The following is an 18,487-nucleotide window of genomic DNA, read 5'->3' on the forward strand; positions in this document are numbered from 1 at the left end:
CGTGTAACAAAAGGACAAGTACGTCCCTAATTTCAAGCTGCCATGAAATCCACAAAAGGCCCCATAATTTTAAACAAATTTACCCTTAAAATCTGTCATTCATTCAATTAATTATGTTAAGAGCGTATTTTGAATCAATTCATATCAATTATTAGCGTTAACATGGATAAAACCGATCGATTTCATCCATTTCCGAGATCATCATGGTTATATAACCGACAGGCTTCCATCATTTTGATGCATCTCCTATTTTGTCAGGATAGGAGATGGTTTTTACATGTATTTTTTAGAAGTCCATCCTTCTATCCTTAAAAACACCCCTTATTCATTCAGGAGAACCGTCGTTATTTTAGAGGCAGAAACCACACATCTTCTTGTCCATATACATCCCCTGTGGGAAGGAAGCCAAAACGTTTATATAATTCCCGTGCATTTTCGTTTTCTTTGAATACCGTGAGCCGAATTTCTTTACAACCAGTAAACCTATTCGCTATCCAATGAACCATCTCAGACAGTGCCGCCCTGCCATACCCTTTACCTTGATGACTCTCATCAATCATGAATCCGTTTATCCAATACATATTCGCCGTATTTTCATCGTAAGCATGCATGATAAAGCCGATCATCATCTTTCCGTCATAGATGGCGAAGGGCAAATAAACGATATTATCCCCGTCTGGTTTTATATAAACTTTAGCAAGTGATACGGCTACTGGCGGTACAAAGTTCCTTTGCCGTTCCTTCACTTTCAGTGCCAATGCCTCTTCCCAATTTTCTCTCGTTACACATTTCAAGCGTACTTTCATAAATTTCACCTCCAATTTTGTTTGACATACTTCTTTATTAAATTCAAGACTGATATGAAAATGCCCTTTTCTACTTCCTCCGATATTTTGGATAAAAATCGCTCCGCATTTCAGTCAAAGATCATTAATTGGGGAATGAGCAAACCACTTGCCGGATGATGCTTCCAAATTAAGCAAGAACCTTTGTTTGAATGGTCATTTCCATCCATAACTCCTTCGTGTTTCCTCATGACTTTATTGATCGTGATTACCAACATAAAACAAAAACCCGAAATACAGACGCTCTTGTTCGAGTGTCTATATTTCGGGTAGTCATTCGGCTGACTGATGCTATTTAATTACACTTATTTGTCTCTTCGTTCATTTTGCCACCATAGTGAATCTTTTGGATTTTCAACTGCTTCCTGAAAATCGGATTTAGATGCGACTGTTGGGTAAGACCCTTTTAGGGATTTTCCTGAAGTACTATCGAACAAGAATAATATCACTAAAAATCCGATAATACTCACCACTGTCAGATAAAATCCAGGTGCTAAGTTATTTCCCGTTTGGTGAACAAGCCATGTGCAAACCAATGGAGTGGTTCCGCCGAATATTGAAACCGAGACATTAAAGGTCACTGACAATGTCCGATATCGAATATCCGTATAGAACATCGTTGGTAACGATCCGGGTATCGTGCCTTCATAGGTTGAAAGCAGTACACCTAAAATGAAGATCCCTAACGAAATAAATACTAAAGCATTCAAGTTTATCAAATAAAAAGAAATGGCAGATAATAAGGTCAATCCGCCTAAACCGAGTAATAAAATCGTCTTGTTGCCTATTTTATCACTGAGCTTTCCAAACATTAAAGTTAGCGGCACCATGATTACCATGATAACTGTAATTAATACGGTTCCTACAGTACTCGATAATCCAATGATCGTATCTAAATAAGAAGGCATGTATGATAATAGCATATAGCTTGTAATATTAAAGAAGGCAACAGCTACAAAGCATACGATAATATCTTTCTTGTGATTTTTTAGAATAGATAGGAAGCCTTCCTCTTGGACTTCGTCACCAGAAAGTTCATTTTCAAAAATCGGTGATTCTTCTAAACTTTTTCTTAAATACAATCCAATCAGCCCTAAGGGTAAGCCGAGTAGAAATGGGATTCTCCAGCCCCATGAGGCCATCTGTTGATCAGATAAAACAATAAAGAGTGCACTGGCAAGTATTGAAGCTAATATATACCCTGTCAGCGTACCAATTTCCAAACCACTACCAAGCATATTACGTTTATTATCTGGAGAAGATTCTGCAATATAGACCATTGCACCAGCGTATTCCCCGCCAGTTGAAAAACCTTGAATAATTCTGGCGATCAATAAAAGGATCGGCGCCCAAATACCAATTTGATCATATGTAGGTAATAAACCAATCAGTAAAGTTGAAAAAGCCATCAAAATGATCGTGGTTGTTAAAACGACTTTTCTTCCTAATCTATCTCCGATTTTACCGAATATAATACCGCCAATGGGGCGCATTAAAAAAGCGATGGCAAAGGTTGCAAAAGTGAACACTAATTTTAGCTCATCATTCTCAACAGCACTAAAAAAGTTTTCACTAATGATAACAGCCAAATAGGAATATAAGCCAAAATCAAACCACTCCATGGCGTTTCCCACACCTGTGGCAAACACACTTTTCTTCGCTGTTTGAATATCCACAACGTTGATTTTTTTCTTGTTAAACTTCAATAATCATGTCACCTCCATGCGATGCGTTTGTACAAGAATGAGAAATGAAGACTAGCTGGAGCAAAAACAGATCTCGAGTATTCCCTCTCAGGTTATCCCAAATAAAAAACTGTGCAAACAATTCCAATATTAGACTGCTTCACCAAAAACAGAAAAGCCTTTGGACATTCATTATTTTGATACAAAAACAGAATTATATTCATTCATTTGCTTACAATAGCCCTTTTGGATGATACCTCCGCTGCAAAGAGAAGAAAGCAAGTGAAGAAATACGCTGGCGTCTTTATATGGATACATTTTTTTGCGATCCGATAAAAACCAAATTTCTCTCCTTCGATACCCGTATCCATTCGTTCAACCCATTTTCCTTCAGTCCATAAATCTCTACTCTATAATAAAAAGTGCCATTATAGAAAAATTAATCCTAGTACTATTTGGTTTAAATCTTGTCAATAGGGGAGAAATAGTACAGTAGATGAGGTGATTCAATGATTGATTTGCCATTTGCCTTTGGGGGTTTTTATAGAGGTTTGCGCCCTGAAAAAAGATAGCATGAAAAAGTTGCTCAAAGGGCAACCTTCATTGATAATCCGTAATGGCGAATGGGATATGAAACAAATGAAAAATAATCATCTGGATCTTGAGCAGGTACGTACCATGCTTCGAAAACAAGGTGTATTTACTCTTCGGAAAGTGCGTGATTTATATCTTGAGCCAGGCGGGGAAATCAGTGTAAAGCTTCATACGGAGACAGGAAGTGTCACACCTGATATGCTTGGACTGGATTCTGGAGATGAACCTCCTTCTATCTTAGTAATCGAGGACGGCAAAATAAAAGAGGAAGAACTTCAATCCGTAAAAAAATCAAAAGAATGGCTTATGAAGAAGCTTCAGAAATAAATTTATAAAACGAATGAGACTATCCTCTATGGGGAATGGTCGGAAACGGAAGGATTTTTTATCCAAACCTATCCTTCAAAAAATCCTTAGTGTTGTATTAGATGGACTTTTGGCATCTACGAATGCCTACATAATAAAATGAGGACAGATGGTGCTTCATCAGGAACAAGACTTACGACTATGCAGACGTTTTGTTGTGGCCATAGGAGTCCCTCATTTTCGCTTAAAGTATTGAATGACTATCATCGACCATCAGACAGTAGTACTGTCTGATGGCTTCTTGATTCGTTTTATATTTTTGGCGCATCTTGCCATTTTCTTCAATTTAGTCGTCACACTTGCTGATGATATCATCATTGAAAGTTCTGCCGCTTTATGCGGATCCAGCGCATCGCTGCCTGATATAATATTTGGCCATTTTTGTCATCATGGCCTCTTCAATGGTCAATACATATGTATTTGAACGATTCAGCGGCGCAAGCTGTTCTGGAAGTTCACCCATATACGCTGGTGTAATGCCATTTCGATTCGCGGCAAGGCACCTCCACAACTGCTTTTTCCGGCAGATTGGAACAAACAATCCTTATCCTTCACAATTTATTTATAAAGCAATATATCTCAAAGTCCATACAAGTATTATTAGAGACTGCTTTCTTTTTAATGGGTTTGGTAGTAAAAGAAATACGAATATCTTTATTACGAGAGTATTGGGTGAGGCTTCAATGAAAACTGGCTCATCATGAAAATCTTCTGGACGAACGCCTACTCAGTTTTTTACCTAAATATACTTGCTCACGTACAACTTTCATTTTCCTTCCGGCACCTTGATAGACGCTCGACCCATTTGATAGATAGCCTTTTTTAAGCTACCAGTAAAGAAGTTCATCGCAGGAGAACCAAGGACCCCGACAATATTAAACTGCTGCCTCTTTTATCGCTAAAAAGGTACTTACCATTTGTTTGGTTTCATGAGATTCTAAAGCGGCTAGAATAACAGATAGGGATTTTGCCCCTTCCTCACCTGAAACGGCTGGCTCTTTATCTTCTACGATGGCATCTACAAATTGCTCAATCACATGTGAGTTATCTTGGCCGCCCTCATCGTTTGATTGAATTTTGCCCAGCTCATAATTGGCAACTTCCCCTGTTGCGTATTGAACGATTAAGGAATACGTTGGATGATCTTCTATACGAAGAATTCCTTTCTCACCGTAAATAATCGTGGAGTTATCTTCTTGTCCAACGTACGCCCAACTAGCTGCGAGCGTTCCAATAATTCCACTTTCCGTTTTCAATACACAAACCGCATTGTCATCGACATTGGCAAATTCTTTGGCACTCGTTTGTACAAATGCACCTACTTCAACGATTTCTTCACCAAGAATGTAACGAAGTAAATCTGTTTTATGCACACCCAAATCTCCCATGGCTCCAATAAACGCTTCATTCTTTTTAAAGAACCAGCTCTCTTTACCGTCAACACTCCATTGCTCAGGCCCCCCATGACCAAATGCGGTCCGGAAGCTGTAGATTCTTCCCATTTCACCACATTCGATTAGTTCCCGTGCTTTTTGATGTGATGAAACGAAGCGTTGATTATGACCGATCATAAGTTTTTTGCCACTATCTTTTGCAGCTTGAATCATGGCCTGAGCTTCTTCCTTTGATGTAGCCATTGGTTTTTCACACAATACATGAACGCCTTTGTTTAAAGCTAATATGGATATGGGTGCATGCAAATAGTTTGGCGTGCAAACACTCACTGCGTCCACCGTGCCGCTTGCGAGTAATTCTTCATGATTTGTATACGCTTTTGCACCATATTGCTTGGAAACTTCAAGGGCGCGCTGTTCATTTATATCACAAACCGCTACGATCTCGACTTCTTTGTTCATTTTATATTCCGGTAAATGGCGGTGTTGAGCGATACTTCCACAACCGATGATTCCTACTTTTACTGTTTTCATAATCAGTTTCCCCTTTAATAGCCTTAATTTTTCACTGCAATTCGTTCCAGTGGTTCAGCATTTCCGTATATAGGACGTTTTCTGTCAACTGGGTGTGCCCATTTCACGCCATTCATAATGACACGTTGAATATCTTTATTGTGATAGGTTGGATACGTTTCATGGCCTGGCCTAAAATAAAAGACTTTTCCATTGCCTCGTGTATATGTGCAGCCACTGCGGAAAACTTCCCCGCCTTCGAACCAGCTCGTAAAGACTAATTCGTCTGGAGCCGGGATGTCAAAATGTTCCCCGTACATTTCTTCTTTTTCTAATTCGATAAACTCTCCAATTCCTTCTACAATTGGATGGCTTGGCGCTACAACCCACAGACGCTCTTTCTCATCCGCTTCACGCCATTTCAAATCACAGCTCGTCCCCATTAACGCTTTGAATATTTTGGAAAAATGACCAGAATGCAATACGATTAAGCCCATCCCATCCAATACACACTGTTTGACCTTTTCAACGACTACGTCATTTACTTCATCGTGAGCTAAATGCCCCCACCAAATCAGCACATCTGTTTCTTCTAAAACAGCATCTGTTAAACCATGTTCGGGCTCATCCAATGTAGCTGTTTTTGTATGGAATCCTGCTTCTTGCAAAAAGGCAGCAATTACACCATGAATACCTTCAGGGTAGACTTCCCTTACAACTGGATTTTTTTGTTCATGTCGATTTTCATTCCAAACAGTTACTTTTACCATCTTAAAAACTCCTTCTCATTTTAATTTCAAGTATTGGTCTTATTTTCTGTAAATCTCCAACTTTATATGCGGTAGATTCGGCCTGCACAGAACTAAATCGTCAAAGCAACGTAAACGTTTACGTTGCTGAAAGTGGGTTCTGCCTCATAGGAAATGATGGCAAAATCAATGTTCGTGAGTAGACAGCCATTTCATCACTTGAACAGAATGCGGCTTTGAGTACTGGTGGTTACCGTTGCATCAACATCATTTAGCGAATCCGGAAATCGATTACCCAGGGGGATTGGCGAAAGGAGACCTCCTGTTGTAATCTTTCTCAACATCAATTCGCTACATTGACAGCAATAGCGTAATAATCTAGTCTCTTCCAAACTTTTCTAAGCACTGCTTTTCTTTCCGAATGCCAGAAACAGTTACAACGGCTTTCCTTGCTGCATCTTTACTTGTAATTTTTACCCACCTTCTGGGTAAACGTTTTCTAAAAACACCCTAGCACATGCGTAAAACGTTTTCAATGATTTTTCAGATATTTTCGAATTTTATTTCTTCACAAGATATTCCGTTACCGCAAAATGAAGTATGGTTAATCCGCTTTGGATAGACAGTAAAAACAAAAAAGTTACTCTGTTGATTGATGATCAGTCCAAATAAACGGAGCTCTTCCTTCTGAACGAACCCGGGGTCTAACGGAAGTCGGGATTATTTTCAGCAGCGAACTTCCGCTTCCAAAAGACGCTTCATTTATCCTGATTCAGAGCTGAGGTTTCCCTTGTTTGGTTCATCTTCCATCGCCAAAGTCTGGTTTTTCTCCCAAAAGTAGAAATAACCGCCTATTTGCTTAGATAATTTCTGTTCTAGATATTTTTTTATATTCAGTGATTATTTTTTTGATTTCATTTATGTGGTGCATTTACTATCTTGGGCATTTCTCCATATCTCGAGGCCGCTATAATTATCACCGGTGACCCTTCCCCACCCTTTTCCACTGCTTTTATAATATTTGTCTTTTTTAATGATTGCCTATGAAACCATTCAAACGATCCATGTTAGAATATTCAAATTTTGAAATAAATTGTATTGAAACCGCTTTATTTATATGTTACTGTTTTTTTAGAAAACGTTTACGTAGAAAGTTGGTGCAACATGTCGATTACCATTAAAGATGTAGCAAAACAAGCAAATGTATCCGTTGCGACTGTTTCTCGTATTCTAAATAATTTGCCTGGCTACTCGGATGAAACACAACAGCGAGTGAAAAAGGTAATAGAAGAACTTGGTTATCAACCTAATGCCGTTGCTAGAGGTTTAATTAATCGCAAAACTAAAACGATAGGAGTACTCGTTCCCAACGTATCCGATTTATTTGCAAGTGAGGTTTTAGCCGGAATCGAAGAACAGGCACATGAGTTCGGTTACAGTGTAATGATTTGTAAAACGAATCATGATGGTAAACGAACGATCAACTACTTGCAGGCATTGTATGAAAAACGAGTGGATGGAATTATCATCGTCAGTGAATTTATCACGCTAGATTACTATAAAACAATTGAAACAAATAAAGTACCGGTTGTATTAGTAGCCACAGAATCAGAATATCCACTTCCATTTATTAAAGTAGATGATTATCAAGCTGCTTACGATGCCACTACATATTTAGTAAAAAAAGGCCATGCTGATATTGGAATGATTGCAGGTACGGAGAGCGATGTCATTTCGACAACTCCACGTATTGAAGGCTTTAAAGATGCATTAAATAACGTTGGAATAACAGTGACCAAGGAAATGATCACGTTTGGAGATTTTTCTTTCAAGAGTGGTATTGAGGGGATGAAGAACTTATTGAAAAATTACCCGAAAGTAAGAGCTGTATTTTGTGCAAGCGATGAAATGGCTGTAGGTGCATTATCACTATTATATAAAAAAGGCATCAGTGTACCGGAAGAAATATCCATTATTGGATACGATAATACCGCTACAGCCGAGAAGGCCATTCCCCCGCTTACGACGGTAGCGCAGCCCTTATATAAGATGGGTAAAGATTCCATTCAACTTTTATTGAATCCAACTTTAAAAATAAACCAGCGTTATCCTCATCATATTGCGGAACGTGATACAGTCCGTGCCTATAGCGAATAAAAACGAATGTATGAATTGGGGTGGACATAGTGACTGCACTATTATCACTCCAATAATAAATGGCTTAACGTAAACGTTTACTCTAAATCATTAATAGCATTTAAGTAAACGTTTACTTACGCATAAAATAGACGAAATTTTCAGACGGGAGTTGCGTATATGAAGAATAAGTGGCGTTGCCTCTGTACTACAGCATTTATAGCCAGTTTACTTGCAGGATGTACGAATCAAACGACGGCCGATGAAAAAATCCATATTGAATTTTTTCAAAATAAGCCTGAAGCTGTAGCGACATTCGATCAGTTAATTGAGAGGTTTGAAAAATTGCACCCCCATATTGATATTGAACAGAATAACGTTCCTGATTCCGAGACGGTATTACGGACGAGGTTGGTGAAAGAAGATGTACCGGACCTTTTAGCGATTGGAGGTAATGCTACGTATGGAGATATTGCAGAGGAAGGATTATTTTACGATTTTTCAAAGGATCCAGCGATCAATAAAGTTATACCGGACTATGTTAATATGCTCAATTTATTAGGCAGAACGAGTAATGAGGATAATGGAATTCCCTTTGCGACGAATGCTAATATGCTTTTGTATAACAAGGATAAATTTAAAGAGTTAGGCTTACAAGTCCCTGAAACATGGGATGAATTGATTAACCTATCGAAAAAGATTCAAAAAGAGGGAGAATTACCTTTTTATTTTACGTACAAAGATGCTTGGACTGCAATGGTCTCTTTTAATGCTTTAGCAGGTAACTTGCAGGGGGACGGCTTTATTCAAGACCGCATTTCCAATAAAACAACTTTTACGGAGCGTTACAAGGAAACTTCGGAAAAAATGCTTACATTGCTCGATTACGGTCATAAGGATAATTTTGGTCGTGACTATAATGCAGGCAATCGGGCGTTTGCAAATGGCGATTCAGTTATGTATATCCAGGGAAGCTGGGCCATCTCAGCCATTAAAGCCATTAACCCAGATATAAAACTCGGCTCCTTTCCCTTACCTGCATCCAATGATTCTTCTCAAAACAAACTCGTATCGGGTGTAGATACTGCATTAACGATGTCCAAAAATACACCACATAAAAAAGAAGCGTTAATGTTCATTCATTTTTTATTAGAAAAGGAAAATTCACAGTATTACATTAAAGAACAAAACAGTTTTTCTGCTGTTAAAAATGTTTTACAAAATGATGAAGCTTTAAAGGAGCTAAATCCTTATTTTGTACAACAAAAAATTACTGGTTTTCCGGAACACTATTTCCCTGCTAGTATGCAGGCAGCCAATTTAGTACAGGATTTTTTAATTAAAGGAGAAGTCAAACCGTTCCTTGCAAAACTGGATGATGAGTGGAATAAAGTCAAAGCGAGAGAATGACAAGGGGGAAAAACGAGTGGTCAAACAATCCAAGACCTATTACTGGATGGTGCTTCCAGCATTTTTAATATTTTTTGTATTTCATACAGTTCCAGTTTTTCAAGGAATGATTTATAGTTTTACAAATTATAAAGGGTATGGGGATTTTAATTTTGTTGGCTTGAAAAACTATGTGAATTTATTCCAAGACCAGCGTATCTTGGCATCCTATGGCTTTACATTTAAATTTGCCATTGTTTCCACTTTACTCGTAAATATCATTAGTTTGGCCATTGCCATAGGACTTAATGCCAAGATTAAATTTCAAAATACACTTAGAGCCGTGTTTTTCGTGCCGAATATTCTAAGCGTATTAATCGTTGGGTTTATCTTTAATTACCTATTTGCATTTTTCATTCCTCAAATTGCTGAAAAGCTGGGCATCACATCTTTAACACAAAATATTCTTGGTAACCCGGATTTAGCATGGGTTGGAATTGTGATTGTGGCTGTATGGCAAGCCGTTGCATTTAATACCATTCTCTATTTGGCAGGATTACAAACGATTCCAACCGAATTGTACGAAGCTGCCAGTTTAGATGGGGCGGGGAAATGGAAAAGTTTTAAACACATTACATTTCCACTTATTGCATCTTTCTTCACCATAAATATGGTGCTCGCGATGAAAAACTTTTTAATGGTGTTTGACCATATTATTGCAATGACAAATGGAGGTCCAGGTCAATCAACGGAAGCCATTTCGGTATTGATATATAAAGGGGGCTTCTCAGGGGGGGAATTCGCTTATCAGGCGGCAAATTCCGTGGTCTACTTTATTTTAATTGTGGTTATTTCAATCCTCCAAATTAAATTCCTTCAAAAACGTGAGGTGGATATGTAATGGAAAGTAAAAAAATAAATTGGCCTATAACCATACTGCTCATTATTTGCTCATTGGTTATCTTATTTCCCCTCTACCTTACAATCGTGACAGCATTCAAGTCACCAGATGAAATGAGCAACTCACTTTTGGCACTGCCCCAAACATTACGATGGGAAAACTTCGCCGAAGCCATTCGCCTGACGAATTTTTTCCAATCTATTAAAAATAGTTTTATCGTTACCGTTTTTACAGTTGCTCTTACCTTACTGACTAATTCGATGGTGGCTTATGCCATTGCCCGTAATATGCATAGACGATTCTTCAAGTTGCTTTATTACTATTTTGTCAGTGCGATGTTTGTACCTTTTCCGATCATCATGTTGCCTGTTGTCAAGCAAACGAGCCTATTTGGATTGAATAATATGACAGGACTTATCTTTCTCTATATTGTATACGGCTTGGCTTTTAATATTTTTATTTATGTGGGCTATATACGTTCGATCCCTAAGTCATTGGAAGAAGCAGCTTATGTGGATGGGGCAAGTATTTGGACAGTTTTTTGGAAAGTCATTTTTCCGTTATTAAGCCCAATAAACGCAACAGTCGGAATTTTAACATGCTTGTGGGCATGGAATGATTTTATGTTACCGCTTGTTATTTTAAGTGATCGTGATTCGATGACATTGCCGCTGGTCCAATATGTATTCCAGTCCCAGTTTACAACCAATTATAACTTAGCATTTGCCTCCTATTTAATGGCACTCTCCCCTATGGTCCTTGTTTATATCATCGCTCAAAAATGGATTATTAGTGGCGTGACGAAAGGTGCTGTTAAATAACGGCAGAATGAGACTTAAGAAACAAATTAAAAGTGGAAGGAAGATGAAATTGGAGAGAAAATGGTGGAAAGAAAGTGTTGTTTATCAAATATATCCCCGGAGTTTCATGGATAGTAATGGGGACGGAATCGGCGATTTGCCTGGAATTATTTCAAAACTTGATTATTTACATGAATTAGGAGTCAATGTCGTTTGGCTATCCCCTGTTTTCAAATCTCCAAACGATGATAATGGCTATGATATTAGTGACTATCAAGACATTATGGATGAGTTTGGTACCTTGAATGACTGGGAAGACCTTTTAGAAGGATTACATTCACGAAATATGAAATTGATGATGGATCTTGTTGTTAATCACTCATCGGATGAACATAAATGGTTCATTGAATCCCGTTCATCAAAAGATGATTCTTACAGAGACTACTATATTTGGCGCCCCGGCAAAGATGGAAAAGAGCCAAACAACTGGACATCGGTCTTTAGTGGTCCAGCTTGGCAATATGATCAAGAAACAGATGAATACTACCTTCATCTGTTCAGCAAAAAACAGCCTGATTTAAATTGGGCAAACCCTGCGGTAAGAAAAGAAATTCATGACATGATGATATGGTGGCTTGATAAGGGCATTGATGGTTTTCGAATGGATGTGATTAACCTCATTTCCAAAGCCGAAGGATTGCCCAGCACACCAGGCGGAAAGCGATACGATTGGGGCGGCGATTTCTTCATGAATGGTCCTCATGTCCATGAGTATCTGCAGGAGATGAATCGTGAGGTACTTTCGAAATATGACATGATGACAGTCGGCGAATGTCCTGGGGCATCGGTTGAAGATGCCACTAAGTATGCGAACAATGGAGGTACTGAGCTAAATATGATTTTCACATTCGAGCATATGGATTTGGATTCAGGACCAGGCGGGAAATGGGATGTACAGCCTTTAAAGCTGGACGATCTTAAAGAATGCATGACAAAATGGCAGAAAGGATTGGAAGGAAAAGGTTGGAATAGCCTTTATTTGAACAACCATGATCAGCCAAGAATGGTCTCTCGCTTTGGCAATGATACATCTTACCGAGTGGAATCCGCAAAAATGCTTGGAACCTTCCTTCATATGATGCAGGGAACGCCTTATATCTACCAAGGTGAGGAAATAGGCATGACAAATGTTAAATTGGATCTTGATGATTATAAGGATATCGAGATTCTGAATATGTACCGTGAAAAAGTGATAGAGGGTCAAGAGGATCAAGCTAAAGTAATGGAATCCATTTATATGAAAGGCCGTGATAACGCCAGGACTCCCATGCAATGGGACGATAGTCAAAATGCAGGTTTTACTACAGGCACTCCTTGGTTAAAAGTGAACCCAAACCATGCGGAAATTAATGTGAAGCAAGCATTGGAAGACTCGAATTCCATCTTTTACTACTATCAGAAACTAATTAAGCTAAGAAAAGAACATGACATAATTGTGTACGGTGCATATGACCTTGTATTAAAAGAGAATGAGCAAATATATGCGTATACACGTACATTGGATCATGAAACATTACTGGTTCTATGTAACTTTACAGAGGAAGCGGCCCCCTTTGAATGGCCAAGGCATCTGAATGGTGAAGCTGGACAACTGTTAATCACTAACTATGCGGATCAAGGCTGTGATACGATTTCTTCAAATACATTAAAACCTTATGAAGCCCGCGTTTATCTCTCGAAGTAACTTCTAGCCGAAAAAACTTACCCACTAGGTAAGTTTTTCCCATTTTTCCTAGTGCTAAGATGCACTCTACAGCGATATAGCCTTTTTTTTGGATGTTGCTCCATCCGCAAACTCAATCCGATCTACAAACCTGTATCTTTCTTTTTGCTCCCGTAATTCGGTCCTATCCAATTCTTCTTCCATACGGTAATCATTATTTTTTGACATGAATTTCACTGTCAATTGGTACTTGCATATTCTCTTCCTCTTCCTCACTCGCATTATTTCTGTCTCTATTTGATGAATATACAATGAAAGCAATGATGATGGCGAGGGTGACAATGAAATAAACGGATATGGCGAATAAAGCCGTGCCGAGTCCTGCTTGCATCCTGCCATTATAATATAGCAGCGCCCTCATGCCATCTACCATATATTTCGTAGGCAGGATATAGCTAAATATACGATGGACAATAGGCAGGGTTGATAAAGGTATCGGTCCGCCACTTGAAAAAATGCCCATGATGTTTATTGGAAACATCACAAGCATCCCCCATCCACCAAAGATTAAGGAAAGCGATTTGAATAAGGAAATCATGGTCAGACAGCAGAAAAAGGAAAATGGATAAATCAAAAAAATGCTGGACGTGTGTGAACTCCCAAAGAAGCCAAAAACACCTATTTGGGAAACGGAGGAGACACCAAAGGCTAAAATGATGCTAAATATCATTTCTGCTTTAAGGATTTTTGTATAGCTCAAGGAAGAACCATTGTTTTCAAGATCGCCGTTTGCTTTCCTAAGGTACCCGCGAATCATATTTGCCCCCATCATCCCTGTTATCGAAGAAATGATGACCATTACGAATGGCGTCATTCCTTTATTGAGATTATCCGGAAGACCCAGTACATTTTCCGTCTTGAACTGAACTGGATTATCCATCAGGGATGCGTTTTCAGGGGACAAGGAAATCCCTTTTTGATTTAATATAATTTTTATTTCACCGCTGACTTCCTGGTTTGTGGACGCAGCAACCAGTTGCAGGACGTTGCTTGCAATCATGGACGATGATTGGCCAATCCCTTCATTTAATAAAATCTTCAATGTTGCTGGTCTTCCCGTTTCTTTTCCTGACAGTAGCGATTTTTGCACCTCGGATATTTCTTTTGAAAAATCAGCCGGAATAATTAGTGCACCATGTGCCTGATTGTTTTTTAATTGATTCAATGCTTTTTTCTCATTGTCAGCGGCCTTCCAATTAAAGGAGTTTCCATTTTGTTTTTCTTTAAGTTTCATTAATATAGAGGCTCCAACAGTGCCTTGATCTTCGTTCACAAAGATTAAGGGAACATTTGGTACATTTTTATTCGCACCACTAAAGACAGGTAAGTAAACACTTATCATGATTAACATGAGTAATGTAATTAACCAAACTGGAAACCAAGCAGATCTTAGCTTAAATAATTGTTTCACAATTTTCTTCACCTCACTCAGGATTAAACCACTTTCATATAGCTATGTCCGATAATGAATACAATTATGATAAGGTTCAAAATCGGTTTTTTTGCTATGTTAACCAAACCAGCCAATGATTCATTATCAATCAAACCTAGAATGCAGATCTGCCGATTTTTTCTTTTGCAATAAAAAAAGGCAACCAAATTGGCAGCCTTTTTTTTTATGTTAATAAGGGAGTTTATGTTAACCTGCGACATTCAGTCTACAATGGACTTTGCAGGTGAATCTTTTTTCAGCCTAAAATCATATTTATTCGAATTAACAAATCCAGGATCTAAATAACTGGATTTTGCATCACTTTTTGAGGCTTTTTTGAAAATAGGAAAAGATGTATAGTCTTCTTCCTTCCAAACCCATATCCCCTTTTTTCCTTTTTCTTGATGAAATACATTCTTCACTAGATCATTTTCTTTATTTGTTGAAAAATAGTTAGCGATGAATATGCGGGATGGTCCGGCAGTCAAAATATTCTTTTCGATCACGTTGTTACTTATATCATGCTGCAATAAAAGCTGGCCACCATCGATACCCTTTGTATCATTGCGATACATAATGTTTTGCGAGATAAGAGAATTTTTAGTCCCGCCCCGCTTTTCATCATACCCTCCAATTGATATTCCGGTGAAAAAGTTATGATATATCGTATTGTTTGTTATGTTTATCTGATCAGCATATTTTCCAGGATGCTCTGAGGTTGCTTCTATTCCGATATCGCTTTGATAAACGGTATTTTTTTCAATGGCTATATTCTTCCCGCCATCCACATAAATTCCTGCGGCGGAATACTCTTCCCCATAAGCTGGATTGCCAAAAGAAGATATTTCATAAACCCGATTTTTTTTTACGACTCCATTACGTACAAAGTCAGCATTTTTATCAGTAGAGGTGCCTTCGTAACCAATCAGATCAATGCCAATATTGTCATTTCGGCGAACTATGTTGTTTTCCACCTTAAAGCCGTCAATGTTTCCATTAAGAACAAGAGATTCGCTGAAACCAAGTTTTAAATCTTCTACTGTATTTCCCAAAACATTTATGTCTCTCATTTTACCTGTTCCGTAGATCGCGATTCCATGACCATTGCCATCGGCTGCACGTGTTTTTATCCGGTGCACATGGTTATGTTCCAATGTAATGTGACTGCTGGACCCTGTTACATAAATCCCCATGACTGTTTCATCCGATAAATCGGTCGTTAAATCCTGTATCATCAAACCTTTTATTGTAAGATTATTTTTATTATTAATCGTAATTAAGGATGTATCACCTTCAACATCCTTTGAATTTTTCCCACTAATAATCACTTTTTCCGTTTTGTAAGCTCTAAAAATGATTGGTTTTAATTTTGTTCCGCTATGTTTCACGACTAGCTTTTCATTGTAAATTCCTTTTCGTATGTAGACAGTCGTCCCTGCTTTCGCTTCAGAAGCGGCTTTATTGAGTGTGCGAAATGGCTTTGATTTTGTGCCGGCACTTTGATCATCTCCATTGACAGCAACATAGATGGCCTTATCCTTCTTGGCAATCGCATGATTCAAGACCAACCCGATCATGATAACAGCTGCAGCCAAGAGCATTAATATAATTCTTTTCATTTAATCATTCCTTATCCATCAATTCATACCTACATAATATTGACTTGAAATTAGCGAAATGGCAATATTTTTATCATTAAGGAAAGTTACTTTCAAGTGCACGACAAGCAACGGCTTCTATTGATCATACCTTAACGTCTTGTTACACCTGAACGGAAAACAAAAAAACGCTCCAAATTAAATGGAGCCTTTCATTTTTATGTTTATCTTCCGTTTAAATCTTTAAGCAGTTTTTTGATTTCGTTAAGTTCGGACCTTAAAGCCTTACCTTCTTTTGATTGGTCAATCCCCATACTAATGACTTTTTGAACAATAAAAAATATAATGACCAAGCCAACAAAGCTGTAAAATGGAAAGTATGATACCCACAATTTTGCTGTATCTGGTAACTAGTATTAATGGTAAAGATTTATTCTTGTATCCTGCCCGGTTCATTTATTAACGGGATTGTACCCTTGAATCCTTGAATCGTGAATCAAGCATCGTGTGAAATGCCCTTCCCTCCCCTTGTCTGTAAGGTGCCGATTCTCTCCATTCCAGTAATGATTGGCTTTGCACGCTTTATTAAGGTTTGTGTTGCTTCAAGTGTAAGTGACGCTTGATGGGCAGTTTCATTACTCCATACTTCATAAACAAAAACAGTATTTGGTTCGGTTTCAGAAATATTCACAAGATATATCTCGCACTCATTTACATTCTCCATTGATTCCGCTGCTTCCAACAAGATTTCCACCATTGTGTCACGTTCGCCTTCTTGTACACTGAACTTGCCAAACAAACTGAATTTACTCATAGTGTCCTCCTTATATTTGTCTTCTTGTTCATTAGTTCTACAGCAACACATGATTATCCTACCATTCCCATAATGAACGTTCATAGGAACCTCATCCGCTAGCCCGCTTCCTCAGTGGTATCAGAGAAACGTGCACCTTCGATTCGATACGGCTTACCTTCATAAGTATATGTACATACAATATATCTGTTTTATTTTTTTTCAATTTTCATTTTAAGCAAAAAGACAATTTTATCATCACTTATCATCTTCTTCACTTCATTTTCGTCTAGTAAATTGTATGTCCTTATCGAGTTTCCATCAGATTCTCTATAAGCACCTAATACATAGGTTTCGCCCAATTTTAATGTCATTTTATCTTCCCCTACAGCATAATCCCATCCTGTAAAAACATGATCAGAATGGATTTTGTCTATATTTTGTGGCGGTGCAGTTACATGGGGTGCGTAAAGAAAAACTAAACGCGAATCATTCGTATTTATCATTCCAAATCCTACATTTCCTTCCTCCACTTTGTTGGGGCTATTCCCATAGGATAGTTTAGCAAACGGTTGAGGCTCTTTCTTTCCATCTTTGTAACGTTCCATCCACACATTTACCCACGTTTTATCTGCTTCATTTAATTTGAAATCAAAATCATACAATTCCCCTACATTTAATTTTTTAAAAGTATTCGTATATTCAGAATCGGAATTAACCGAAATGGAAGCTATGCTGTCTTTGTTATCTTGACCAGTGCATCCAGAAATGATCATCAAAGATACTATTAATATAAAGCATATATTGTAATGATTAGTTTTCAAAAGATCTCCCCCACCGTGTATGTATGTTTTTTCTTCATATTCATACATTCTACCAAATTCACCCAATGATTTGTTAAACGATCCTGCCCCTTATTCCCCAAAAATAAAATAAATAAAAAAAGCTCGGAACTTCCAAGCTTTTTTTATATGATTCATTTTCATTCTTCCGCTAAAAGTCCATAAATAACGAGGTCTACATAATGATAATAAAGCCAATCATCTTTTTCCTTCTTTTGCAAAGTATCATCAAAAGATTTTAGCTGATTTTTTTTTTCTCTGGTCAAGCTTTATAAGTCACCTCTTGATTTGTTAAATTCAAGATTATCGCCCTTTTCCATTTGCTTGTCTGTTTGATCTGGGTTTTCATCATGCTTGAATGATCGATTTTCTGCATCATTATTATCCGTTGGATTCGTGTCGCTTTCATAGCGGACGGGACGGTAATCTACGTCCTCTCGATCATTAAAGTCCTTATTACCGGCATTACAAGCTGTTAGAAAGCTTACAGAAAGGATAGAGGATAAAATTGTGATCTTCCATTTGCCTCTCATTTTTCAAACCTCCGCATTTACGTTTTTGGTATGTTGTTTAATATGTCCATTAAACAAGGCAATTAGACTGGAATGAGACATACAATATTTGTTGCTTTGAATAAAATTCACCAAAAAACAGGACCAATCCCCAA

At 37.9% G+C, this 18,487-nt stretch carries 16 protein-coding genes and 1 pseudogene; 6 read left to right on the top strand and 11 right to left on the bottom strand.

From position 1 onward, the window contains the following. Positions 1-344: 344 nt before the first annotated feature. Together AS888_RS08110 and AS888_RS08115 are read right to left on the bottom strand one after the other, a co-directional pair. Entirely contained in the window at positions 345-806 is a 462-nt protein-coding gene (locus tag AS888_RS08110; RefSeq protein ID WP_061141635.1) for a GNAT family N-acetyltransferase, read from the bottom strand. Positions 807-1,150: 344 nt separating this feature from the next. Further along, positions 1,151-2,551: an MFS transporter gene (locus AS888_RS08115; protein WP_061141636.1), complete on the bottom strand. Its 1,401-nt coding sequence runs from the start codon at positions 2,549-2,551 to the stop codon at positions 1,151-1,153. Positions 2,552-3,103: 552 nt separating this feature from the next. Between AS888_RS08115 and AS888_RS08120 the strand changes: the two genes are divergently transcribed. Further along, on the top strand, positions 3,104-3,451 hold the full coding sequence (locus AS888_RS08120; protein ID WP_155645415.1) for a DUF421 domain-containing protein: 348 nt from the start codon (positions 3,104-3,106) through the stop codon (positions 3,449-3,451). Between the two features lie 325 nt (positions 3,452-3,776). Here AS888_RS08120 and AS888_RS26120 read toward each other — a convergent pair. From AS888_RS26120 to AS888_RS08135, 3 genes and pseudogenes are all read right to left on the bottom strand, one after another. Further along, positions 3,777-4,023 (bottom strand): annotated as a pseudogene (locus tag AS888_RS26120) (family 4 glycosyl hydrolase); the annotation flags it as partial. Between the two features lie 342 nt (positions 4,024-4,365). After that, entirely contained in the window at positions 4,366-5,418 is a 1,053-nt protein-coding gene (locus AS888_RS08130) for a Gfo/Idh/MocA family protein (RefSeq protein WP_061141639.1), read from the bottom strand. 23 nt (positions 5,419-5,441) lie between these two features. Next, positions 5,442-6,167 carry a ThuA domain-containing protein gene (locus AS888_RS08135; protein ID WP_061141640.1) on the bottom strand — a complete coding sequence of 242 codons (726 nt, stop codon included), beginning with the start codon at positions 6,165-6,167 and terminating at the stop codon, positions 5,442-5,444. 1,077 nt (positions 6,168-7,244) lie between these two features. On the opposite strand from AS888_RS08135, the gene AS888_RS08140 reads away from it, so the two are divergent. The 5 genes from AS888_RS08140 (at position 7,245) to AS888_RS08160 (ending at position 13,116) form a co-directional block, all read left to right on the top strand. After that, entirely contained in the window at positions 7,245-8,303 is a 1,059-nt protein-coding gene (locus AS888_RS08140; protein ID WP_260320161.1) for a LacI family DNA-binding transcriptional regulator, read from the top strand. A 159-nt stretch (positions 8,304-8,462) separates the two neighbouring features. After that, positions 8,463-9,692, top strand: coding sequence for an ABC transporter substrate-binding protein (locus AS888_RS08145; RefSeq protein ID WP_061141642.1), 1,230 nt, complete (start codon positions 8,463-8,465; stop codon positions 9,690-9,692). 46 nt (positions 9,693-9,738) lie between these two features. Further along, positions 9,739-10,572, top strand: coding sequence for a carbohydrate ABC transporter permease (locus AS888_RS08150; RefSeq protein WP_397251302.1), 834 nt, complete (start codon positions 9,739-9,741; stop codon positions 10,570-10,572). Then, positions 10,572-11,393 carry a carbohydrate ABC transporter permease gene (locus AS888_RS08155; RefSeq protein WP_061141644.1) on the top strand — a complete coding sequence of 274 codons (822 nt, stop codon included), beginning with the start codon at positions 10,572-10,574 and terminating at the stop codon, positions 11,391-11,393. Before AS888_RS08150 ends, AS888_RS08155 begins: the two co-directional genes overlap by 1 nt. A 49-nt stretch (positions 11,394-11,442) precedes the next feature. Then, positions 11,443-13,116 (top strand): glycoside hydrolase family 13 protein, encoded by a 1,674-nt coding sequence (locus AS888_RS08160; protein ID WP_061141840.1) that lies wholly within the window; start codon positions 11,443-11,445, stop codon positions 13,114-13,116. 66 nt (positions 13,117-13,182) lie between these two features. On the opposite strand, the gene AS888_RS26365 is transcribed toward AS888_RS08160, so the two are convergent. From AS888_RS26365 to AS888_RS08190, 6 genes are all read right to left on the bottom strand, one after another. After that, positions 13,183-13,323 (bottom strand): hypothetical protein, encoded by a 141-nt coding sequence (locus AS888_RS26365; protein WP_155645417.1) that lies wholly within the window; start codon positions 13,321-13,323, stop codon positions 13,183-13,185. Next, positions 13,310-14,566 (bottom strand): ABC transporter permease, encoded by a 1,257-nt coding sequence (locus AS888_RS08165; protein WP_061141645.1) that lies wholly within the window; start codon positions 14,564-14,566, stop codon positions 13,310-13,312. Before AS888_RS08165 ends, AS888_RS26365 begins: the two co-directional genes overlap by 14 nt. Before the next feature lie 242 nt (positions 14,567-14,808). Further along, a complete protein-coding gene (locus AS888_RS08175; protein WP_061141647.1) occupies positions 14,809-16,206 on the bottom strand; it encodes a right-handed parallel beta-helix repeat-containing protein in 1,398 nt (465 codons plus the stop codon). 475 nt (positions 16,207-16,681) lie between these two features. Further along, on the bottom strand, positions 16,682-16,999 hold the full coding sequence (locus AS888_RS08180; RefSeq protein ID WP_061141648.1) for a putative quinol monooxygenase: 318 nt from the start codon (positions 16,997-16,999) through the stop codon (positions 16,682-16,684). A 191-nt stretch (positions 17,000-17,190) separates the two neighbouring features. Beyond that, complete coding sequence (locus AS888_RS08185; protein ID WP_155645418.1) at positions 17,191-17,868, bottom strand: hypothetical protein; 678 nt, start codon at positions 17,866-17,868, stop codon at positions 17,191-17,193. Between the two features lie 221 nt (positions 17,869-18,089). Then, positions 18,090-18,353 carry a hypothetical protein gene (locus tag AS888_RS08190; protein ID WP_061141650.1) on the bottom strand — a complete coding sequence of 88 codons (264 nt, stop codon included), beginning with the start codon at positions 18,351-18,353 and terminating at the stop codon, positions 18,090-18,092. Between the last annotated feature and the right edge of the window lie 134 nt (positions 18,354-18,487).

The organism is Peribacillus simplex (assembly GCF_001542915.1).
GTDB lineage: Bacteria > Bacillota > Bacilli > Bacillales > DSM-1321 > Peribacillus > Peribacillus simplex_B.